Below are 23536 nucleotides of genomic sequence, written 5' to 3'. Positions count from 1 at the left end.
CCATCAAAGTGATACCGTTTTGAGTGATTTGCCCCCCCCGACGAAACCGGAGCCTTTGATCGACCCCTCGTTTCTGTTTCGATTCGAGATTCGATTGCTGCAGGACGAGATGAAGTGGTCCAGTAAGGGGCTGACGCTTCCTGAAACGTGCCGGTTGCCATCGTTTGGCGCGTTAGGCGAGCGGCCGGTGTTTGCCGATGTGCGGATGGCGTGGAACGCGAGTGGGATTGGCTTGACCGTCAATGTCACCGGAAAACGGCAATTGCCTTGGTGTCGTGACTCGCGACTGGACGACAGCGACGGATTTCATTTTTGGATCGATACGCGGTGTAGCCCGGGGATCCACCGGGCGACCCAGTATTGCCATCGATTTCTGTGGATGCCGGCCGGTGGCGGCCCCAAGCGTGAACACCCTGTCGCTGCCTGGATTCCGATCAACCGTGCTCGCGCTAATCCCAAACCGGTCTCGCCGTCCGAGTTAAAGATCGCCGCCTATCCCCGCCACGATGGCTATCAGATGTCCGGCTTTGTGCCCGCCAGCGGATTGACGGGATTTGATCCAGCGAGCCAACCGCGAGTCAGCTTGTATTACGCGGTGGTCGACCGCGAACTTGGCTGGCAAACACTTACACTCGGCCCCGAGTACCCTGTGCTGGAAGACCCCAGCCTGTGGGGCGAAGCCGTCCTGGCATAAAAGCCACCCACCACTTCGCCACTGAACTTGTGGTCTTTTTGGCGGAGCGGCGTAAGGCCCAGCCCGGTCAAATTCGAATGTTTTCCCCGCTGCATCCGGGCGAACCCCGCGCCGCCCCGCTACCAAAGTAGACTGCACTCCACTCCGTCCCACCCTCCCTCCTTCCTTCCCGCAGGCGTCTCACCATGGCCAATTCATCGATCGAAGCCCTCCCAACTCCGCTGCTGAGTGTGGATTTACCGACGGTGCGAAAAAACTTGCAGTCAATGGCGGACTATACCGCCGATCACAACCTGAATTTGCGGCCGCACATCAAGACGCACAAATGCCGTTTGTTCTCGCAGATGCAGCTTGAATGCGGAGCGATCGGATTGACGTCCGCCAAGCCATCCGAGGCGATCGCCGCAGCAATTGATGCCGAAGATATATTGCTCGCGTATCCGTGCTTTACTCACTCGCGGATGCAGTTACTTGATTCACTGTGCCAGAACCACCGAGTGCGAATGGGGATCGACAGCCTTGAGGCAGCGGAGCGAGTTTCAAGCTATCTGCACGACCAATCCGACAGCAGCATCGGGCTGCTCGTGGATCTCGATATTGGTCATCATCGCACCGGAGTCTCGGCGGCTGAGTCGGTGGTCAGTTTGGCACGCCAGATCGAATCGCTGCCGAACGTGCGGTTTGACGGGGTGATGTTCTTTCCTGGTCACGTGGTCCCCAATCATGCAGGTGTTGAGGAAGGGATGGCGAACGTTCGTGCGAACTTGGTTTCCATTCTTGACGCGCTGCAAAATGCAGGGCTCAAGCCTGGAATTGTCTCGGGTGGTTCGACCCCGACAGCAAAACACACGCATTTGATCCCCGAAATCAGCGAGATTCGGCCCGGCACCTATATCTTTAACGATCTGAATAGTGTGCGTTGGCAGTGTGCGTCGCTCGATGATTGTGCCGCGATCGTCCATGCCACCGTGATCAGCACCGCAGTCAAAGGCAAGGCGGTCGTCGATGCAGGCAGCAAAATGTTGTCGAGCGATCTGTGTGGTGCCGATCCTCAATCCGGATTTGGATTCCTGATCGATCATCCTGGTGCCAAGGTCGCCCGGCTAAGCGAAGAACATGGTGAAATCGAATTGGGCCAGAGCGATTGGAGTCCACGGATTGGGGACCGTGTTCGTATCCTGCCAAACCACATTTGCCCCTGCGTCAATCTGCAAAATGAATTGATTCTCGTCGACGGGGAACAGCCGCCTCGGCGTTTAACAATTGACGCTCGCGGCATGGTTCACTGATTGCACCGTTGATTCGCAACCGTTCCCGCGATTCACCAATCGCTGTAGTCGATTCGGCTGCGTCGGTGTCGCTTTACAGGGGCAATCGAGTTGGCGACGAAGCTTTGTTAGCAACATTGTCGCGGAACGATTCGTTATAGTTTTTCGTGACGGATCGTTTCGCTTCACTCCACTTGTTGCCCAAGAGAATGCACTGTGTCTGACAATCGTTATTCGCTTCAAGCTTTTTTAGAAAAGACAAAAGATCGCGACTTGAACCAAGGGCTTTTTGAGCTTGAGTCCGAGCGGATGCTCGACATCAATCTGAATGGCGAAGTGTGGATCAAGATGGGGGCGATGGTTGCCTATACGGGACAAGTGAAATTCGAACGCGAAGGCGTTTTGTCTCGCGGTGTCGGCAATCTGCTGAAAAAGGCGATGTCGGGCGAGGGGACGTCGCTGACGAAGGTCTCGGGACAAGGTTCGGTATTTTGTGCCGATGCGGGTAAGAAGATCACCATCCTGCAGCTGGACAATGAAGCGGTGTCGGTCAATGGAAACGATTTGTTAGCGTTCGAAATGTCGCTGAAGTACAACATCCGGATGATGAAAAAGATGACCGCGATGTTGGCGGGCGGCTTGTTCAATATTCGGCTCGAAGGCACCGGGATGGTGGCGGTCACGACTCATTACGATCCGTTGACGTTGCCGGTGACCCCCTCGCATCCTGTGATCACCGATCCCAACGCGACCGTGTTGTGGTCAGGCAACATCGAGCCTGAATTGAAGACCGATGTCCAGTGGAAAACGTTTCTCGGTCGCGGGTCGGGCGAATCGTTGCAGCTGCGTTTCCAAGGCAACGGATTTGTGGTCGTCCAGCCGTATGAAGAAGTCTATTTTCAAAGCGGCAGCTAGAGGTTGTCGTCGATAGCGGAGGCGCCGGGCTGATTTTCCTTTTGCGTGTTCACCCGTTACCTCTCCACCGATCAAGAAGACTGCTAATTTAGCGTAGCGGAAGCCGTCAAGACTTTCGTTCCATAACGTATGCCCCCGAAACTCTTGACGAGTTTCGTTACGGGATGCTTCGCAGTGCCCAAGCGGCATCGGAATGGTGATGTCGTACTAAATCAGCCGTTTTCAAAGTGGATGGAGAGGTCGCAATAATATCAAGCAGCCGAATCTTCATCAAAAGACTAGCGGTTGTGCAGTCCCGGGCCGCTTAGACGTTTTCCACTGAAGGGACTTCAAATCCGCTGCGGTACTCGCGAGTCAACATTGCATTGGCTTCGTCATTGCCGATGAAACGCTCGGCTTCGGGATCAAACTTCAAATGAGCTCCCAGCGACATCGGAGTTTTCTCTAGATCGACACCGTTGGCCGTTAGATGCTCGACGGTTCGCTGAAGCGTTACTTGGTTGTTGTCCAAGCTCTTGATCTTAGCGAGCGCCTTGCTGATCTCGTCGGCGGAGGCATGATTTTGTTCGCCAACGTAGTACGAAATATTGCCAAGATGGCTGACGGCGGCTGACAGGTGTCCGGTCTTTGCATCGGCGTTCAACTTGGACGCGTCACGTGATTGGCAGGCGTCAATGAAGTTGGCAAAGTGAGCGTCGCCCACGTTACGCGTCTTGAATTCTTTGATCAGCTTTTTGTTCTTGTCGAACGCGGCGCAGTGATCGTAGGACGTTTGCGCGACATAGCCTTCGCTGCCGTAGAAAATCACGCCGATCTTGTTGCCTTTTCCTTTGCCAAAGAAACTTTCGATTTCATCGCCCGAGGTGGTCGAGCAATCGAGTCCGCGAGTTTCAAAGACGAGGCATTTGTCGCCGTAATCGTAGATCGAAATCTCGGTGTTTCCGGTGTCGCCGGCGTCGACATAATTAGGGTCGTTGCGTTCGGCTTGATACCCCAATCGCCCGCCATAGGTGAGCACCGAATTGGGGTGGCGATCGACACCCAATCCCCAACGTGCGATGTCGGTTTGGTGCGGGCCTTGATTCCCCAAGTCGCCGTTGCCGTAGTGACGTTGCCAATGCCAATCGTAGTGGAATTGTTTTCGCGTGACCTTCGGATCGGTGTAGCTAGCCGGTCCGCTCCACAAATCAAAGTTCACTTTTTCAGGGATTGGGTAATCGCCCAAAGCACCAATCGATTTACGCCGTTTGTAGCACAATCCACGAGCGAAGTTGACTTCTCCGATGCCACCGTCGGCAATGAACTGCACGGCGTCTTGGCAGGCACTGCTGCTGCGCGATTGAGTTCCGGTTTGGAACATCCGGCCGTATTTCTTGGCGGCGGCCACCAACGCGCGGCCTTCGTGGATATTGTGGCTGATCGGTTTCTCGATATAGACATCTTTGCCTGCTTGCATCGCCCACACGCCCATCAAGGCGTGCCAGTGATTGGGGGTGGCACAGGTCAGAATATCTAGGCCATTCATTTCCAGTGCATCACGCACGTCGGTAAAGAACTCGGGCTTGCTGCCCTGCATCTCGCTGACCCTTGCAACACGTTGCTTTCCAACACTTTCGTCAATGTCGACGATCGCGCGAATTTCGGTACGTGGGTCGTGATTGAAGCCGCGGATATGCTCGTTGCCGCGACTGTTTACTCCGACGATACAAACACCAAGTTTGTCGTTGGGGCCCGCGGCATGGGCAAACCGCTGAGTACGGGGGAGCGATGCGGCAGCGATCGTGGCTGCTGCGGCCGAACTGAACTGACGTCGAGATAGTTTTGGCATACTGAATCTTTTCCAGGTAGGAAGCAAAAAAGGTGGGACAGAGGCCTCCATTTTACCTGGAAAAAAAAGCGGGGTGGTGCGTTAAGCCACGAAAAATTGTGCTAACGAGCGGATCGTCCCCCATCGCGATTCCGTGCCGGTTGGCGTAGCGGAAGTCGTCAAGACTTTCGTCCGTCTGAAAGATTGTGCGGGGCGGGAGGACGAAGCGATCGGAGGACGAAACTTCAGTCAAGTTCCTCATGCGTGACGGATGCCCTCGCACGAAACTCTTGGCGAGTTTCGCTACGAGATGCATCACTGTGTTCGCTTGCAAGGCTTAGCGACTGGTCGCCAAGCGGTTGATCATTGAGGGATCGGTCAAACTGGGCTGCATCGGATCGGCGCCAGTCGTGCCTACCAATTCGTCCAGATAGCTACTCGATTCCGCATGGGCACGCATTTCAGACGCGTAGCCGAGTCGATCGGACAATTCCAAATCAATCATCGAATTGTTCTGTTTGGAATGCTCAATCATCGCTTCGAGTCGCTCTTCGAAAGCCTTCCAATGATCGATGTCACGAATCTGTTTCTTCTTCAAACGAGCGGCGTACCAGTCGCTTTTCAGCAACGATTCTCGTGTAAACAATTCACGGATTTCTGGATCGGCCGCGGTTTTTCCCTCGTGCTCGCCGTAGGCCATGATATTCAAAATCGCTTGCAGCGGAGGACATGCCAACTCGTAGCCGCCGTCTTCCATGTAGGCCAACGCGACACGTTTCTGAGCCTCGGTGATGTGCATGATACCGTCGACATACGATTCGAGGTCTTGCAGTTCCGGTTGCAGGATCTCGGGGGTAAAGACCTTTGACGGGTTGTCAAACACGCGAGCCAAATAGGTGCGAACGAACCGCGTCGTGATGCGGTAGCCCAACCGGCTGGCAGGAACACGCAAATCGCCATGGTCGAAATCTTCGACCTTCTCGAGCATCTTGTTGCGAATCATCTCGGCTGGATCACGTTCTTCGGGACCGAGTCGACACCACACTTCGGGAATCAACAGCGAAATGTCGTGGCCGACTTCGAAACGAGGTCCGACGTGCCCTGCCGCCGTGCTGAACCCGCCCAGTCCGGTCAAAATCAGTGACACAACCGTCGAGTTTAAATCGACCGAAGGCATCAGCGCGTTAAACGGCCCTTTGGTCAAAGCCCCTTCGCTACCCGCCCCCGTGGTGCTGGGGCTTTTGCCGGTCAACGAACAAACGTAGTCCATCAACAACTCAGGCAACTCTTGGTAGTGCAGCGGCGAGTAGACGGCGAGCGACCGGAATCCAGCCTTCAAGTCTGGCGGATTGTTGCGACGTCCCGAAAGCACGGCCCCAACAGGAGCATGGATCGGAGCATCTTCGGCCAGCCCGCGATGCAATTGCATGCCCCGCATCGCGACGTAGGTGTCACGCGAATTGACCATGTCAGGACGGTCTTGCAGGTAACGCGGGTTCTTGGTCGGTGCTCCGTTGACGATTCGTGGGTTCGCCGTGCTGACGACGTAACCCTCCTTGGCTTTGGCGGCTTTCGCCAGCATGGAAGCCATGGGACCGGTGAATTTGTCAAATTCGATTGCGTCTTCGACGATTTCGCGTGCTTGTGCGGTCGTTAACGGTTCGAAATTACTGATGAAACTGCCAGGACGTGACAAATCAAGCTCGGTTTGTTTATCCAAACCACGATGCACCGCGTCATCGGGACGCTGGAACAATCGGTATTCACAATTCTCGACGAACTTGTAACTGCCCGCTGGAGTTACCGCTTTGCCAACGTCACCCAATACGTCAGCCGGCACGACCACACTGGCGCTGATATCGTCTTCACGCTGCACCTTGTCGGCTGCGATGAAGTCTTGTCGCAATTTGAAGGTACGCCAACGGTTGTTGTCCCAGCCGACTCGCAAATAGGTGCCGACTAATGAACGGTCGCCGATCTTCAGTTCATGGCCTGCGGAGCCGTTGACGATATCCACACCAAAATGCTCGTGCCAATTCTCTTCCATTCCCGAGCGAATGAAACGTTTGATGATCAACGCCATCGAGTAGACGTGTTCAGGAATCTCACGCAGCCACTTGTTGTAATCGTCGTTGTAATCTGGTGAAGGCGTTAGCAACTGAATCACACTGCCGAGACTACGATTTGGATCGAGCACAGGGCGACTTGGTTTTTCGGTATAGTCCGTCCGCCCGGTGTATTCTTTGGACCAGCGGTCGTGATAGGTCCGCGAAAAAATCTCGTCGAGTTTCGCAAAGTCTTTTTCACGGTCGGTGACGAAGATCGGGCCGTACAACATATAGTCGCGAAGACTCTTGCTGATTTCGCTCTTTCCGCCGCCGCTAACCGTGCACGGTTTGTGACAGAAAATACCTTCGCCGACCGATCCGACCAAACGCCACGAGGGCGCGTTGGGGTGTTTTTCGAGTCGGATTTTGTAGCCACTTGGTGCGATATAGACATTGGCCGGTGAGAGCGGAATCCGCTCGACCTTGCCGTCGTTGGTCCATGTGACACAGCGTTCGATCAGCGTGACTTTGGCATTTTCGGGAATGTAGACGACGCTGGGATCGTATCGGTCGATGCCATATCCCTCGGGTTTGACGTCGATGAACGACGGGTATTCACTCGCCACATCCGAGAACCGGCGGCCGTTATAGCGGCGACTGTTGACTTGGAATTCGTCGCCGAGCGAATACGAGGCAAACGCCAACGCGCCACCCGAATGCTCTTCTTCGCATCCACCCATCAAGTTAGTGGCGTAGCTAAGTTGCGTTTTGACTTCCTTTTTACAGTAGCCGTAATAGTTATCGGCGATCAGCGTGACAATCACGCCCGACTCGTCACGGCACGTAAGTTTGAACGCGCCCCCGTCGTTGTATTTTTCTTCGGGGTCTTTCCAGCACATCGAATCGCGACGTTGGCGTTCGTTCGCATCGTCGTAATGCGGCAAACCAAGTTCTTTCTTGGTCATGCTGGTCAAATGCGTTGCCAGGATCACACATCCGGTATGGCCGCTCCAGTGCAATACGTCGAGTCCCGCGTCATTTCGGCTGCTGAGCGGGTCGCCAGCGTTTCCAAAAATCGTTTCCACAAAATCGAGGTTACTGATCAGTGAACCCGGAGCAAAGAAACGGGTCTCCATCGTTTTCTGGGCACCGAATCCAGGGACCTCGGGGCACACAATCGGACGAAGCAGCAGCGAAACCCAGGTCAACGAGGGATTCGACGAGGTGGATGTGTAAGGCAGCGACATCATGTCGTCTGGCGGCGTCATCGCGGCGCGGAACAATTTGACAAACACGCTTTTGGGGACGACCCGTTTGTCGCTCGGGATCGGTAATCCACCCTCGACGACATGGAACGTGCCTGCCGTCGTCCGCCGATCGGCGCGAGGATTGTTTAACACGCCGTTGAAGCAGCGATACGAGCTGACGAGCTCATTTTGGAATTCGTGTCCGCCCGCAGGCAGACTCAACTCGCGGGCCATGCCGTGACGATCGAGCGTCAAGGTGCGGCCAGGCAACCGCAACGGGTCGCCGTCGGTGACGTCAGCGAAATACTCATTGAGAAAGTTTTCGATTCGCGAATCGACCGGCGCACGATACTCCGACAACAATCGATTCTTTTCTCGCAGACTCTCTAGAATCCCAGCCGAGAAAGTCGTCATCGATTGGTCTTGCTCGCTGTCGGGCGGCATCAGACCCGCGGACGCAAGTTGCAGCGTGATGTAGTTGCGTAAGTTTTCTTTTGCCGCCGGGGTGTTCGAGAGGTCTCGGTCCCACCCCAAAGCTCGTTGAAGTTCTTCCTTTTCGGACTCGCCACACTGCAAGGTGGGGATTTGTGATGACAACATTGCCTAACTCCTGAGCTTAGGGGATTTGAATTCCGCCTTTTGAATTCATACGGTCATTGTGCGGCATCGTCAATGAAAACGTCGCAGAGGTTGTTATACACCACACAGCCATTTCACGAACAGCGTGCAGACAGCCGGTTAGGTTCAGACAAAAAAGAAACCCTGTTCGGTGCGGAGCACCGAACAGGGTTTCAGGTTCAATTCATTATCTAACCAATCAACGATCCGTCGATTCGGATTAGTACTCGTCTCGGCTTAGTACTCGTCGTTCTCTTCGGCTTCGCGAGCATAGGTGAAGTCGGTTCGCTCGTCGACCGATTCATAGAATCCCTGAATCACGTCGTTCGTCGATCCACCGCCCGCGAGCATCGCCATCATGCGATCGCGTGGGTTTTGGAAAAGAACTTTCAGTTCATCCAAGCTCGGTTGGAAATTGGTTGGTTTGACCACGTAGACGACGCTCTCGGGCATGTTCATTGCAACCGCGTACTCATTCACTTCGGAATTGAACACAGCTTTCATGAATTCTTCGCCCACCGAGTTCAATTCGGGGACGTTACCAATGGACGCACCTTGGAATCCAAACGAATCGAGCCAGCTGAAGGGGCCGAGACCCGATTTGACTTCGTCTTTGTTTTCCTCGGGGACGAGTTCGCTCAGTTCGGCTCCGCTCTTGTTCGCTTTAGCAGCAAGTTCGGCTGCGGCATCCATCGCCAATTTGCGAGCTTCGCTCAACCGAACCGCAGCGATCACTTCATCCCGAACCTCTTCGAGTTTCGGGGTGTACGCCTTTTGTTCGTCGATCTTCCACGAAATGTAGGTCTTGCCACCACGGTCATCGACGGTGCGAAGCGGCGAGTAGAGCACTTGTCGAGGCATGACTCCGATCTGCGTTTGTCCGCCGTACATGAACGTGGTAAATGCAGGACCGCGACGCATTTGCTCGGTGCCAACTTCGACCGTTTGTGCGATCGGTTCGGCCTGGATCGAAAACTCGGTGTACGGGCCGATCTTTTGATAGCGGAATCCGAATTTCTCGCCCATCTTCTTCAAATCAAATGGCTTGAGCTCTTCGACTTCGAGTCCGTTCTTCTTGTCGCTGCTGTAAATGGCATGCTGATTGAAGTAGCGTCGCATCTGCGAGAACATCTCCGCAGTCGCTTTGCCCATTCGCTGTTCGGCGATCGGTCGTGCCAACGAGTCGGCAATCTGTTCGCGAACCGCTTCGAACGACTCGGTTTCAGGTTTTTTCGGTTCAGGCTTCTTGGGTTCGGGTTTGGTTTCTTCGGCAGCCGGTTTTTCGTCTTTCGTTTCGTCCGACTTCTCTGCCGCTGCCTCTTCTTTCATTTCCGGCTTGTCATTGTCCGCAGCTTTGGCATCGTCCGCAGCTTTGTCATCGGCTTTGGGGGCGTCGGATTTTTCTTTCTCCGAATCCTTCGCAGCCTCTTCGCTTACTGCTTCCGCTGCCGCGTCGGTTTCACCTTCGTCGCTGGTGTCTTGGAAGGCGACCAAGCGGATGCCGTTGTCGGCGGTCATTGATTTGCCGTGACTCGATGTCTTTTCAGATTCTTCGCTTGCTTCGTCACTCGACTCTTTGACTTCGGCTTCGGGAGCTTCGGCTTCAGGTTGATCGCTGGTCGCATCGGTTTCCGCTTCGGGTTTAGCTTCTTCCTTGACCTCTGCTTCCTTTTCTTTTGCGTCTTCCTTCTTAACTTCTTCCTTCTTCGTGTCGTCGGCAGGTTTTGATTCTTCCTTTTCCGCCAATTCCTTTTCTTGTTTCTCTGCCGCTGGTTTTTCTTCCTTCGGCTCGTCCGCTTTCTTTTCGTCGCTAGGCGTTTCAGTGGCCGGTTCGGTTTCCATCACTTCGGTTTCGACGAGTTCGGTTTCGAGTCCGTCGGCCAGCTCGGATTCGTCGCTCGCAGCTTGTTCAGCCGCAGGGTCTTCGGGCAACTGGAAATCGCCGCCAGCGAGTCGACGCTCGTACTCGGCACGCAGTTCCTCTTCACTGAATTTGACCGCTTCTTCGTCGATGAACGACTGCAGATCGGCGACCAGGTATTCAAATTGGGCGGTGTATTGACGATGGAAGGCGGGGGCGGGCGATTGATCGTTCGGATCGGTGTCCTTGCCCTCTTCGTACATCGCTTTGATTGCCGATTCGCTGGGTTTAGGATCGGTTTTGCTGACGAAACTCTCGACGGGAATGCCATAGGCGGTGGCGGTCGCTTCGCGGTTGAGCTTCAGAAAGTTGGTCCACTCTTCGGCGGGCGTCATGATCGGCATTTGCCCGGCCGCAACGACGGCGAAGCCCGCTCGGTTGAACAAATCGGCCAACAAGTGGCTGCGGAGTTGTTCGTACAAATGGACTCGGCCCATTTGGTTGCGAGTGCTTTCCATCAGCATCGCGTCGATCTGTTTGTCGGTAAAACGATCGTCGACAAACAGATTCAACCAAGCTCCGATGGCCGCATCGTCGAGCTCGAAACCCGCTTTGTTGGCTTCCGAGGCGAATTGCATCGTTTTCAGCGACAGCTGTTCGCTGGGCACCTCGCTGATTCCGATCGACGCGACGCGGTTGTTCTGATCGTCGTAGCGGAAGCCTGGGGTTTTAGGCGATCCACCCGCTGCAACCGTTTTTTCCGCTAGCTCACGCAAAAACCGCACTGTCGATTGGTGATTTTGCGTCATGTACGAAATGCGATTCTGAGAAATTTCGATTCCGTCAAAACTGGCAAGCTTCGCGTCTCCCCCACCTCCCGTATTTTGACGCAAATAGGTGTCCAGTGCGGGGAGCACGACAAACGAGAACATCGCCAACATGATCAAAAAGACCATCATTGGTTTGAGGTTCTTGCGAAAGATTTCGAACGGACTGTTGTTCATAGCAGACTCTTTCTGGCTTCTTTTTCTGGCGAGGACGCAAAGCACGGAGTTTTTCAGTGCTTTGGGGGATTGTCCGATGGGGTTTTCCGTAAATTTTCTAAAAAAATCGCTCGGTCGATGACTACAAATTTATCGCAATCGCATCCGGAGTGATCTTGACAACAAGCCGCGATCGACCAACTCTCTGTCAGAAGCAATGGCTCATGACCAAGCGTGCCAACCGAGATGCAAAGCGTATCGCCCCTCAATTTAGAGGGTCAAGCCGAGTATCGCATTCGCATCCATGGCGTACTGTGTATTTGCGTACTGTGTTGTTGTACTGACTTTCGGTCCATTTCGTCTAACCCTAACCACGTCGTTTTTTTGTATGGCTAAAAGCACGGGCAAAAGTTTGGTGATCGTCGAATCACCAGCCAAAGCACGCACGATCTCGAAATACTTGGGCAAAGGCTATCAGGTCGAGGCAAGTATTGGGCATATCCGGGACCTTCCGGGTGGCGCCAAAGAGATGCCGGAAAAGTACAAAAAAGAACCTTGGGCCTACCTGGGGGTGAATACCGAGAACGATTTCGAGCCGATCTACATCGTTCCCGATGACAAAAAAAAGCAAGTCAGCAAGTTAAAAGCGGCTCTTAAAGATGCCGACAGCCTCTATCTCGCGACGGACGAAGACCGCGAAGGAGAAGCGATCAGTTGGCATCTTTACGAGATTCTGAAGCCGAAAGTTCCCGTCCATCGGCTGGTTTTTCACGAGATCACCAAGGATGCGATCCAAAAAGCGATCGAGAATCCGCGCGAGATCGATGGCGGATTGGTCGACGCCCAAGAAACCCGCCGCATCTTGGACCGTTTGTACGGTTACGACGTTTCGCAGCTGCTTTGGAAAAAAGTCGGCCGCGGGTTGAGTGCTGGTCGCGTGCAAAGTGTTGCCGTTCGCTTGATCGTGCAGCGCGAACGCGAGCGGATTGCCTTTGTCGATTCGACGTACTGGGATCTCGAAGCGACGTTTGACACCGCCTCGAAAGAGTCGTTTAACGCAACGTTGGCGACCGTTGATGGCCGAAAAATTCCCTCGGGCAAAGATTTTGACTCCGAAAACGGCAAGCTGAAAAATCCCGACTTGCTGCAGATGAACGAGGCCGAAGCAACGGCGCTGGCCGAGCGGCTTCGCAGTGCCGAATTCAAAGTCACCAAGGTCGAAGTCAAACCGTTCACCGAACGTCCCAAAGCACCGTTTACCACCAGTACGCTGCAGCAGGAAGCCAACCGCAAGATGGGCTTCACCGCTCGGCGGACCATGCAGGCGGCTCAGCGGTTGTACGAAAACGGTTACATCACTTACATGCGTACCGATAGCACAACGCTCAGCAAGGAAGCGATTGATGCGTCGCGTAACTTGGTGCGTAGTGAGTACGGCGATTCGTTCTTGCACCCCAGCGTCCGTGTTTACGCCAACAAAGTGAAAAACGCGCAGGAGGCTCACGAAGCGATCCGTCCTGCGGGTACCCCGTTCCGGCTGCCCGAAGCGGTTCGCGGCGAGCTCGATTCGGACCAATTCCGCATTTTTGAACTGATTTGGAAACGGACCATCGCGTGCCAGATGGCGGACGCCAAGAAACAACGCATCGGCGTAACGATCGAAGGGGGCGGAGCGACCTTTACCGCCAGCGGAACGAGCATCCTGTTCGAAGGTTTTTTGCGTGCCTACGTCGAAGGCAGCGATGATCCGGAAGCAGAATTGGCGAACAAAGAACGTTTGCTACCGGCGTTGTCCGAGCAAGACCGGTTGGACGCAGCGAATTTGGATCCAAAGAGTCACACGACGCAACCACCGGCTCGATTCAGCGAAGCTTCGTTGACGCGTACGCTCGAAGAGAAAGGGATTGGTCGTCCGAGTACGTTTGCGTCGATTATCGACACGATCCAGAAACGCGATTACGTCTACAAAAAGGGCAACGCGTTGGTCCCAAGCTGGACCGCGTTCAGCGTGATTCGTCTGCTGGAAACGCATTTCGGCGCGTTGGTGGATTATGAATTCACTGCCCAAATGGAAGATTTTCTTGATACGATCAGTCGCAAAGAGGCCGAGCGGCTCGAGTATTTGAAGAGTTTCTATTTTGGCGACACTGAAAATCCTGCGACGGAAGATCACAAAGCGATCGGGCTGAAAAAACGACTTGAAGAGAAGGTCGAAGAAATCGATCCTCGCGTCACGGCCATGTTTTCGATGGGCACGCCCACCGAGGGCGAGCATCGCGAAGAGGTCTTTGTCCGCGTCGGCAAGTACGGCCCGTTTTTGGAACAAGGCGAACGCCGTGGCTCGATTCCCGACGGTTTGGCACCCGATGAAATCGATTTGCCAAAAGCACTCGAACTGCTTGAACAAAGTCAGGTCGAAGACGAACCGATCGGAATTCACCCCGAAACTGGCAAGCCAATCTACGTCAAAGTCGGCCGCTTTGGTGCTTACATCCAACTCGGTGAAAACGACGACGAAGAGAAACGCAATCAATCGTTATTGAAGGGGATGGAGGTCGCCGACTTGACGCTCGAAATGGCGTGCAAGTTATTGACGTTGCCAAGAACGCTGGGCAATAACCCCGAAAATGACGCACCGATCCAAGCGTTTGATGGGCGGTACGGGCCGTATATCAAGTGTGAAAAAGACACGCGTTCGCTGCCCGCCGGTGTGTCGCCGCTAGAGGTCACGCTCGAGGAAGCGATCGCGCTGCTGAAACAACCCAAAACTCGCGGCCGCGCTGCCCCCAAAGAACCGATCAAAAAGTTCGAGAAACCGTCACCGATCACCGAAGGCGAAGTCAAGATTCTCGAAGGTCGCTTTGGGCCTTACGTGACCGATGGCGAAACCAATGCCTCGCTACGCAAGGGAATGGACGCGGCCGAAATGACTTTCGAAGCTGCTTTGGACTTGTTGGCCGAACGTGCCGCCAAGGGGCCGACGAAAAAGAAAAAGAAGGCCAGCAAGAAGAAGGGGGCTACGAAAAAGAAAGCCGCCAAGAAGAAGACGACCAAGAAAAAGGCCGCTAAAAAGACGGCGAAAAAGAAGGGCGTCGTCAAGAAGAAAGCGTAACTGCGCCAGAGCGTCACACCCGGTCGTGGCGAAACACGTCAAGAGTTTCGTCGGTCCTGCATTCACAACCAACCACCATGCCGCCGAGTCTCTTGGCGGCATTTTTTGTGGTTCCATCGAATGCAATCTCGAGCGCACCTCGGCACGTTACTTGCGAATCACAGGCCGCGCGGCCTGCCAATGCTGAAGCAGCATTTCGGGCCAATACAGCGCCGGCAAAACGAATGCGAAATGTGGCGTTCGAGGTGACACGACTAAGGGCATCAAGCCGTCGCTTAACATCCAGTTGGGAAGATGATGGCGAACAAAATAAACGGTAGATATCATGCACGGTTTTGCGGAAATCGCTGGTGGAACCGGCAGACCAAAAACGCGGATGTATTCGTCGGTCAAGTAGTTCGCAATCGGAGCGAGCGCTGGAGCTGCGGGGCGTGTGCCCTTGAGCGATCCGAGTCCCGCAGCGACTTGACCGAGTTCTTCCGGCGTGATGTTGGGCGGATTCAACGCGTAGACCATTTCGCCGGGAAGGTCTCTTTTGCCCGGTTGGAATAATTGATTGTTGGCCTGGATCAGGTGGCCCCAGACGATCACCCCGTCACGAAAAACCGATTCTTGAGCAGCCAGAGGTTGGCACAGCTTATCCGCGGAGCTGAGTAGCCGTGTCAAAAACGAAAATTTGACACGCAGATAAGCTTTCTCGTCGTCGCTGAACGTCCTCGGCGCATTTCCGAACCGCTGGCGGGTTTCATTCAACATGCCTGGCCATGTTGTTTGAGGTTGCACCGCAGCGGCGGGTGATGATGGTGGCTGTGGAGTGTTTGTCGCTCGCGGCCGCGGTTCAGTTGCGTCGCTGGCACCTGCGGCTTCGCTTGGCGACTGCTTAGCCAAGCGAAGCTTCTTGCTGCACTTGGGGCACTGCACGATCTCGGCCGAATCTATTTTGACCGACAAGATGGTTCCACAGGGACATTTGACACGGCGCATTAAGGTACACTCACAACGTAAAAGCGACGGGGATTTCAGTTGCAACGCGAAGGATAGAATCAGCATAACGTGCCGACTCTGTTCGCTGGGTTTGCAATGTCCGCGTCTGCGTTTTTTTTCTTCCGCTCAATCGCAAACGCCGCCGAGATCGAGTCCGCTTTTCATCGTGGGGACGACACACTCGATGACTCGGTTTCCGCCAACCTGTAACTCAAAGAAGCAAAACAAACGTGACGCCAAAGCCAGATCGCACTCATATTGTGACCGAGTATGCAAAGCTTGCATCGGAATACGATTCGCGATGGTCGTCCTATATCCGGATGACGACCGATGCGACCTTGGCTCGGATGCCGAGTGAGCTCGGCGATGTTTTGGATGTGGGCTGCGGTACCGGTGCGATTTTGTCTCGCTTGGTCGATCAGTTCCCTGCGTCAAAGTTGACGGGAGTCGATGCATCGTCGGAGATGCTTCAGATTGCGAAAAATCGGTTGCCCCCGCAGGTTGAACTGCGAACAGGCTGGGCTGAGGAGTTGGCGTTTGAGCATTCCAGCTTTGATACCGTCGTATGCTGCAACGTGTTTCATTTTATTCGGCATCCTGATCAAGCGTTGCAGGAAATGTTGCGGGTTTTGCGCCCAGGCGGCGTGATCATCATCACGGATTGGTGCGACGACTATCTGACCTGCAAACTTTGTGACATTTATCTTCGCTGGTCTGATCCGTCCCATTTTCGCATGTATGGCGTCTCGGAATTTCAGCAATTGATCGAGGAAGCTGGGGCGAGTCAGGTTCAGATCCAGCGCTACAAGGTCACGTGGTTATGGGGGCTGATGACAGCGTCCGCCACCAAACCGTCCGTTGCTGCGGGTGGGGAAGCTTCCTCAGCGTCCTGATTCGCTCGCCGGCGTCGAATCTGGCGGGATCTGCGGCCCCCTAGGACTGGACGTTTGCAGTAGAGTTATTACGCTCATGACTGCGGTGCCCCCCTTTCTATCTGCGGCCGCATCAAACTCACGCTTGGTTGTCAATGCGATCGTGTTACGCCCTTTTATCCATCAACGTTTGCGGCCCGCATTGCGAAACCCGGCAACGTTTGCATCGCTGAGCACGGTGGGATTGTTTGGGGCAAGCTTGGTACTGAAACTGGTCAGCAATTTGGTACTTTCGCGGTTGGTCTTGCCCGACGTGTTCGGGTTGATGGCGTTGGTGTCAATCGCCGTGATGGGTTTGACGCTGTTGTCGGATGTTGGACTCGCCCCGGCGGTGGTCCAACATCGCAAGGGAAGCGATCCTGATTTTTTGTGTACCGCGTGGACGGTGCAGGTCGTCCGCGGTTTGGGGATTTGGGTTGCCTGCTGGATCGCGGCACCTTTGGTGTCCAACTTCTACAGTGAACCGATCTTGTTCGTGCTGATTCCGATCGTCGGTTTCACGGCGGCGATCGAAGGCTTTGCGTCGACCGGGATCATGACGGTTCAGCGCCGATTGAAACCGACCGCGATGATTGCCTACAACGTACTGAGCCAATTGATCGGAACGATTGTGACCTGCATCATCGCTTTTTTTTACCCGACGATCTGGGCGTTGGTTGCCGGAGCATTGGCGGCGTCGACGACCCGCATGACCAGCAGTTTTTTATTGCCCAGTGAGATGCGTCATCGTTTCCGCTGGAACCCCGAGTTTGCTCGTGATTTGTTTCATTTTGGGAAATGGATTTTTGTCAGCACCGCAGCGACGTTCTTTGCTATGCAAGTGGACCGAATGGTGTTGGGGCGAATCGGCAGCCTCGAAACGCTCGGCCTGTACACGTTGGCGACCACGATTGCGATGTTACCAGTACTGTTGATTACGCACATCGGCGACTATGTCATGTTTCCGCTGTTGGCTCGGTCGGCGCGCGAGACACCCGAGAAACTTGCCGCCGAAGTTGCACCGGTTCGCGGCCGGATGCTCGGATTTGGTTTGATCATGAACGTTGGTGTTTTTGCCATCGCGCCGATCTTCTTTGGACGGTTGTATGGCGCCCAATACGCGGACGCCGGACGATTGTGTCAATGGATGGTTTTTGCCGGCTGGGGAAGCGTCGTCTCTGGATTGGCCGTGCAGACGCTCAAGGCGATCGGCGATGTCAAGTCGATGGCGACAGGGAAAATGATTCGCTTTTTTATGACGATTCCGTGTACGCTAATTGGCTTTACCCAATTCGGACTCGAAGGGTTTATCGTTGGTTACACGCTGGGGATTGTTCCCGAGCATTTATGGAATGGTTACAGGCTTTGGAGCACCAAGTTGTTCTTTCCGCTGCAAGATCTGGCATACACGTTGGCATTCACTGCCGCAATCATCGTGCTGCATCTGTTTGGAACCACGATCGTGTCGGCGGCGGCACTGGTTTGTCTGGTCAGCGGAATCACATTGGCCACTGTCTATTGGATGGAAAGCAAAGTACGCGGCGAGTTGGCGACGCAATCGACGTAACCACCACGCCAGCTCGGTTTGGGAACCGCTCACGAATTTTCTAAAACGAATTGACAAAATGTCTTCGCCGAAACCGATTCGAATCGCCAATGTATCGGGGAATCCCAACCTTGATTGGTGTTGGATCCGCGACCTGATCGATCGTGATTTTGTCATTGGGGATCGGCCGTTGCGATGGTCCAATTTTTCGCTCTCGGCGAAGCAGCAATTTGCGAATCCAAGAGCGGTCAAGCTGGCACGTCGATTTCCTGGACTCGCGCGCTGCGCGGGCGCGGCAGCGTTCGCGGCGGCGGCTGAACAAACGCCGTTTGATCTGATTGTTTCACATGGGCCTTGGGTCACTTCGTGGGTCGAGTACGCGATGCGTGTCCGCCGCACGAATCGGACCGCCAGACATTTTGGTTTTTCGTTTAACTTCACGGATCTACCGACCGGCCTGCGTTATCAACTAATGGCTCGCAGTTTCAGACAAGTTGATTTACTGACCGTTTTTACCGAAGCCGAATTGGACCTTTATCAAGAATATTTCAGACTCGATCGACAGACGTTCCTGCGCGCCCCATGGGGTGTCGCTGCCCCGCTGCGTTCGCCGCCGCCGCGTTTGATCGAAGGCGAATATTTCGCGGCGTTGGGGGGCGAGGCTCGTGATTACGAAACGTTGTGCGAGGCGGCGCGGCGTTGTCCCGATACAAAGTTTGTCGTGATTGCACGCCCCAAGAATTTCCAAAATGTCGATCCTCCGGCGAATTTATCGGTGCATTTCAATTTGCCGTACGCCGAGGCTTGGGGAATTCTCTGGCACGCCGTCGCTTCAATCATCTCGCTTCGCAGTCGTGATACCCCCTGTGGGCTGGTCACGTTGATTGGGACGATGCATCTAGGCAAAGCACAAATCGTGACCCATTCGGTGGGCGTGGCGGAATATGTGCGGGACGGAGAGTCGGGGATTCTGGTAGCGCCGCGCGATCCGCAAGCGATGGTCGAGGCGATTTGCCGGTTGCGTGATAACCCCGAATTGCGATGTCGGCTGGGGAGTCAGGCTCGCATCCAAGCCACCGCAAATTACAACGAAGCGGCGACCGTCGAGTTTTTCAAAGATCGGTTGCAGGAATGGTTCGGCAAGCCGGACTGAGCGGATCCCGTCCGCGTGACCGCAGAATGCCGCTGCCAGATGTGTTTTGCTGGTTTTGCGGTCGATCCTGCAACTCGGGGGGCAATTCAGGACGCGTCTGCCACTTTTGGGAGGCAAAAATGCAGCGCTCTCGCCTTGACGTGGATTGCACGCTAAAATCCCACACTTCGAACTTAAATCGACAAAACCTAACCATTAACTGATTGCTGGAGTACCCCCGAATGCCATCTGGTATTGAACGCGTCCGAGAGATCCGTCGACTTCGTAAACGTCGTAAAAAGACCCGTAACTTGCTCGACCGAGCCAAGAAGGGAACGATGGAAAAAGCGGAAGTGATTCGCAAGCTTCGTCTGCTCACGCCTGGCGCCGACGTGATCATCGAGCGTGAAGGCCTGAAGGGCTAAACCGTTCCCGTTTGGAACGAGATCGATTTTTTTTTCTTTCCCCTTTGCCACCGCCACGTCAGCTGGCAAAGGGCTCGGCACCTGCGGGGATATTCGTCTGCGGATATTCCCCTGCGTTTATCGCGCGCCGTAGCGAAACTCGCCAAGAGTTTCGTGCCCCCCGTCCTCGTGCCCCCCGACTTCGTGCACCCCGTCATCGGATGACGACATCCCGTTACGATGTCCTCGAATAACGTGGATTTAACGGGAAGGGGAGCGATTCGAGTCTGCGTGTTTTTGCTCCGGTCCCGCTTGCCTGGACGAAGTAGGCAACGGAACGCTACCAATCCGATGTTCTCACCAACGCAGCAATGCGGTTCCCCACGCCAATCCGGCGCCAAAACCGCATAGCAGGACTAATTCGCCACGTTGGATTCGGCCCGCTTGCACCGCTTCATCGAGTGCCAACGGGATACTGGCTGCTGATGTATTTCCGTAGCGATCGAGATTGACGAACACGTCTTTGGGGGCGATGTCCAAATCGGCGACTGCCGAGTCGATGATTCGTTGGTTGGCTTGGTGCAGGACGACAAGCGACAATTGGTCCGACGTCACGCCGGCGTGCTGCAGCACCTGTTTTGCACTTTCGTCAAACACGCGAACGGCCCACTTGAACACGCCTCGGCCGTCCATTGTCATGTATTGGGCACCTTCGGCGAACGCCTCGGGGGTCAAGGCACGGCGGGTGCCTCCGGCTGGAATGCACAGCATCGCACCGCCACATCCTTCGCTGCCGAGTTGGTACGACAGCAGCCCCTGTTCGTGCAGTCGGTGAGCCGAATCGGCCTCATCCGATGCGTCGCTTGTTTCGGCCGGGGTCATGATGACAGCGCCAGCCCCATCGCCGAATAAGGGATAGGTTTTTACATCTTCGGGGTTCACCGTACGGCTCATCATGTCGGCGCCCACGACCAAAACACGGCGGCTATTGCCCATGCCAATGAATTGAGCCGCGGTGATCATGGCGTACGTAAATCCCGCACACGCCGCGTTAACATCCATGGCTGGAGCGACCGAACCGAGCATGCGTTGCAATTGACACGCGGTCGATGGAGTGGGGTAATCGGGAGTCATCGTGGCGACGATGATCAGATCAATCTCGCTAGCGTCCATGTTCGCGGCACTCAAACAACGTAGGGCTGCTTGGTAGCACATGTCGCTGGTGGCTTGATCCTCCGCCGCACGACGACGTTCGCGGATTCCCGTTCGCCGCACGATCCATTCGCTATCGCACCCCAAAGCCGCAAGATCCTCGTTGGTAACGATTTGCTCGGGGACGTAGGAACCCGTCGCAGCGACACGAACGCCCGCCACTTTTCCCATCCGGCCCCGATAATTCCGTTCGGTGCTCGGGATTGTCCCGGCCGCTGGCTCGGATGCACATCGAGCGCCGGAGCACGGCTTATCCGCGTCCGCCGTGCTGGTGGGGTTCGAGGATTCACAGGTGGCTTGGTTTTCGTTCGCAGAACGATCGGGCGAGTTCGACTGGGTCATTGCAGCTTGATAAGAGTGAGGAAGCTCGCAAAATGGAGAGCGATGAGGTTAAAATAGAGAGTCAGGTGCTCGCAGGGCGATACCAATCGCTTGCTCCAAAGAGGCGGACCAAATATAGCTTTTTGTGCCCTATCGCGTTAGACGTGCACCCATTTGCAGAATGTCGGCAAATTTCCGTTAGGGGCCACCTTGGGGGTGAATCCCGTCGCGTCATCGAGGATCGCAAGTAAATTGCCGCAAATTCTGGCTCGTAACGTCATCCATCCGAACTCACGATCGGGCCGCACCGCCATCAGGACGCGGGGGCGAATCGCGATCCTGGTAGCGATCGCCATCGTAGCGGTCGCTACTGCGATTGCCGTCTGGATCGGTTTTGCGAATCACCCGAAAAAACAAATGTTTCGAGTCAGCGGTTTTTCGATGGCGCCGACGCTCTATGGTGATTACCAGTTGATGAGCTGCCCCCGGTGCAGGACGCGGACAAAAGTGGCCGCACAGTCGGCTGCGACACTGGCCGCGTCGGCTCGCACGGCTGAGTGCTGGCACTGTGGAGCAAAATTCCCGTGCGACAGCGATGGGATCGATCCCCGGGTGATCGAAGGAGACTTGGTCGAAGTCACTGCACTCCAGCCCACTGCAATCCAGCCTGAGGGCGGCAACCAGCTTCGGATTGGTGACATCGTTGCCGTCCAGGTGGATGGACGAATGCGAGTGAAGCGGATCCTCGGTTTGCCTGGCGATGTGGTCTCGCTCCAACAGCGACGTTTGTTGGTCAATGGCAAGCGGCTCGAAATGATTCTCGCCGAGGCTGGGGGGACTCGCAAACCGGCCTTCGTCGATGTGGATATCGATCAACATCGATCTGATTCACGCTGGGTTCGTGCCAGCGAGCCACGCGATTCCGATTGGCTGGTTTATCATCACCAATCGGTATACGAACATTTGCGACCGAGCGAGATCTACGACGACTACCCATGCAACGTCGACGTGATTCGGCCGCTCGATCCCGTCGACCAATTGGCCGTGACACTCTCGCTTGCCGCCGCCGCAAGAGTCGATGTCGCATTCTATTCCATCGCGGGGACTCGTCTTGCAACACGGCACCTCGTTGCAAACGAACCGCTGACGATCTCGGTGGGGCACGCAGAGTTAGCGGATTCGATTTCACTAACTCCGCAAACGCCGATTGCGATACGAGTTCGCGACGAGCTGGGCCAAGACGAGCTGGGCCAACGCGTGAGGTTGAACGATTTGTGCGTTCGCAGATCGGTTGAATATCGCTTGCGGCGTCGTGATTCCGACGCGATGTATCCGTTGACGTTAAAACAGAATGAGTGTTTTATCGTCGGTGATAACGTTCCTATTTCGGTGGACAGTCGCGAGTTTGGACCGCTGTCGATGAACAATGTCGTCGGCTTCGCACGCCGTTTGACACCGCAGTAGTGCGGCCATTGCCATCGACTCAGGTAATCAACGGGTGGCGTTTTTTTACGAAACGGCGCGAGGCGAAAACGCTAACAGACGTCGATCGAATCGGGGGCTGAGGCCACTTGGCACAGAAGCTGCAACGAGAATAGGGGGCACCGGCAATCGGTGCCAATTTGACGGACCTGGGGGCGCTGGTATGCCTTGGTCTGTAAGCTCATGGGATGAGCTATGTTTTTGGTGGAAAAGACGCACCTACCGCCTGATAGGTTGAGAATATGTTTGTTCGGCTGCTTGCTGCTTTTATTATTATCCCGCTGGTAGAGCTCTATTTGTTGCTGCAATTGGCAGACGCTACCAGCGGATTGACGGCGTTTGCAGTCGTGATTGCAACCGGAGTGCTCGGATCATTCCTGGCGCGTCGCGAAGGTGCCAATGCATGGTTTCGTTTCCAAAAAGCCCTCGCCGAAGGTCGGATGCCGAGTCGCGAAATTCAAGATGGATTGATGATCGTGTTCGCCGCTGCGATGTTGCTGACCCCAGGGCTGTTGACCGATGCGTTGGGGTTCACTTTGTTGGTCCCCGCCGGCCGGGCTTTGGTTCGCCGCTATGTAATGAGCCGCTATATTGGTTCGGTGCATGTTCATGTCGCGGGACAACAGGATGCTGGTGGGTTTTCGCCGGACGACCCCGATATCGATTCGCCTGTCTACACCACACGCAAACCGAGTTCGGCCAAGACGATTGATGCGACCTCGTATCACAAGACCCATGAATAAGTGAAGCTGAGAAACATGCAGCAGCCGATCATTGGATACCACCGCGATGACGTAGAGCACTGGGTGGCCGAGCTCGATTGCGGGCACAATCAACACGTGCGTCATGATCCGCCCTGGATGAATCGCCCATGGGTAACGACCGCCGCTGGCCGCGAGTCTCGGTTGGGAGTGATGTTGGAATGCAAAAAGTGTGATGAGGGGGCGGCCCGCGACAACCCGTAGGCGAGATCGAGTTCTTCTCGCGGAGC

16 protein-coding genes are annotated in these 23536 nt (G+C 55.0%); 11 read left to right on the top strand and 5 right to left on the bottom strand.

Annotation, left to right across the window (positions count from 1 at the left end; genetic code table 11):
• Positions 1-19 precede the first annotated feature (19 nt).
• From ABD971_RS05595 to ABD971_RS05585, 3 genes are all read left to right on the top strand, one after another.
• Positions 20-694, top strand: a complete 675-nt coding sequence (locus ABD971_RS05595) for a DOMON domain-containing protein (RefSeq protein WP_345320234.1) — start codon at positions 20-22, stop codon at positions 692-694.
• A 185-nt stretch (positions 695-879) separates the two neighbouring features.
• Positions 880-1983 carry an alanine racemase gene (locus tag ABD971_RS05590; RefSeq protein ID WP_345320232.1) on the top strand — a complete coding sequence of 368 codons (1104 nt, stop codon included), beginning with the start codon at positions 880-882 and terminating at the stop codon, positions 1981-1983.
• A gap of 195 nt (positions 1984-2178) precedes the next feature.
• A complete protein-coding gene (locus ABD971_RS05585; protein WP_339943768.1) occupies positions 2179-2877 on the top strand; it encodes an AIM24 family protein in 699 nt (232 codons plus the stop codon).
• Positions 2878-3181: 304 nt separating this feature from the next.
• Here ABD971_RS05585 and ABD971_RS05580 read toward each other — a convergent pair whose 3' ends face one another.
• The 3 genes from ABD971_RS05580 to ABD971_RS05570 form a co-directional block, all read right to left on the bottom strand.
• Positions 3182-4705 carry a Gfo/Idh/MocA family protein gene (locus ABD971_RS05580; RefSeq protein WP_345320230.1) on the bottom strand — a complete coding sequence of 508 codons (1524 nt, stop codon included), beginning with the start codon at positions 4703-4705 and terminating at the stop codon, positions 3182-3184.
• A gap of 316 nt (positions 4706-5021) precedes the next feature.
• The gene (locus ABD971_RS05575; protein ID WP_345320228.1) at positions 5022-8579 is read right to left on the bottom strand and encodes a PPi-type phosphoenolpyruvate carboxykinase family protein; all 3558 of its coding nucleotides are present in this window, start codon (positions 8577-8579) and stop codon (positions 5022-5024) included.
• 255 nt (positions 8580-8834) lie between these two features.
• Entirely contained in the window at positions 8835-11462 is a 2628-nt protein-coding gene (locus tag ABD971_RS05570; RefSeq protein ID WP_345320226.1) for a hypothetical protein, read from the bottom strand.
• Positions 11463-11829: 367 nt separating this feature from the next.
• On the opposite strand from ABD971_RS05570, the gene topA reads away from it, so the two are divergent.
• On the top strand, positions 11830-14553 hold the full coding sequence (gene topA, locus ABD971_RS05565; protein WP_345320224.1) for a type I DNA topoisomerase: 2724 nt from the start codon (positions 11830-11832) through the stop codon (positions 14551-14553).
• 147 nt (positions 14554-14700) lie between these two features.
• Here the strand turns inward: topA and ABD971_RS05560 are convergent, their stop codons facing one another.
• Positions 14701-15504 (bottom strand): hypothetical protein, encoded by an 804-nt coding sequence (locus tag ABD971_RS05560; protein ID WP_345320222.1) that lies wholly within the window; start codon positions 15502-15504, stop codon positions 14701-14703.
• Positions 15505-15767: 263 nt separating this feature from the next.
• Here ABD971_RS05560 and ABD971_RS05555 point away from each other — a divergent pair, with 263 nt between their 5' ends.
• From ABD971_RS05555 to ABD971_RS05540, 4 genes are all read left to right on the top strand, one after another.
• Entirely contained in the window at positions 15768-16430 is a 663-nt protein-coding gene (locus ABD971_RS05555) for a class I SAM-dependent methyltransferase (RefSeq protein ID WP_345320220.1), read from the top strand.
• A gap of 76 nt (positions 16431-16506) precedes the next feature.
• A complete protein-coding gene (locus tag ABD971_RS05550) occupies positions 16507-18015 on the top strand; it encodes an oligosaccharide flippase family protein (protein ID WP_345320218.1) in 1509 nt (502 codons plus the stop codon).
• A 58-nt stretch (positions 18016-18073) separates the two neighbouring features.
• A complete protein-coding gene (locus ABD971_RS05545; RefSeq protein WP_345320216.1) occupies positions 18074-19147 on the top strand; it encodes a glycosyltransferase family 4 protein in 1074 nt (357 codons plus the stop codon).
• Between the two features lie 221 nt (positions 19148-19368).
• A complete protein-coding gene (locus ABD971_RS05540) occupies positions 19369-19551 on the top strand; it encodes a DUF6800 family protein (protein ID WP_339943787.1) in 183 nt (60 codons plus the stop codon).
• A 336-nt stretch (positions 19552-19887) separates the two neighbouring features.
• Here ABD971_RS05540 and ABD971_RS05535 read toward each other — a convergent pair whose 3' ends face one another.
• A complete protein-coding gene (locus tag ABD971_RS05535; RefSeq protein ID WP_339943789.1) occupies positions 19888-21084 on the bottom strand; it encodes a beta-ketoacyl-ACP synthase III in 1197 nt (398 codons plus the stop codon).
• A gap of 396 nt (positions 21085-21480) precedes the next feature.
• Here ABD971_RS05535 and ABD971_RS05530 point away from each other — a divergent pair, with 396 nt between their 5' ends.
• The 3 genes from ABD971_RS05530 (at position 21481) to ABD971_RS05520 (ending at position 23510) form a co-directional block, all read left to right on the top strand.
• Positions 21481-22527, top strand: coding sequence for a S26 family signal peptidase (locus ABD971_RS05530; protein ID WP_345320213.1), 1047 nt, complete (start codon positions 21481-21483; stop codon positions 22525-22527).
• A 260-nt stretch (positions 22528-22787) separates the two neighbouring features.
• On the top strand, positions 22788-23288 hold the full coding sequence (locus ABD971_RS05525; RefSeq protein WP_345320211.1) for an FxsA family protein: 501 nt from the start codon (positions 22788-22790) through the stop codon (positions 23286-23288).
• Positions 23289-23510: a DUF3565 domain-containing protein gene (locus ABD971_RS05520; RefSeq protein WP_425571261.1), complete on the top strand. Its 222-nt coding sequence runs from the start codon at positions 23289-23291 to the stop codon at positions 23508-23510.
• Positions 23511-23536 lie beyond the last annotated feature (26 nt).

The organism is Novipirellula rosea, from assembly GCF_039541335.1.
Lineage (GTDB): Bacteria > Planctomycetota > Planctomycetia > Pirellulales > Pirellulaceae > Novipirellula > Novipirellula rosea.
The sequence above is the reverse complement of the archived record's forward strand: the minus strand, read 5'-3'. Positions and strand labels throughout refer to the sequence as shown.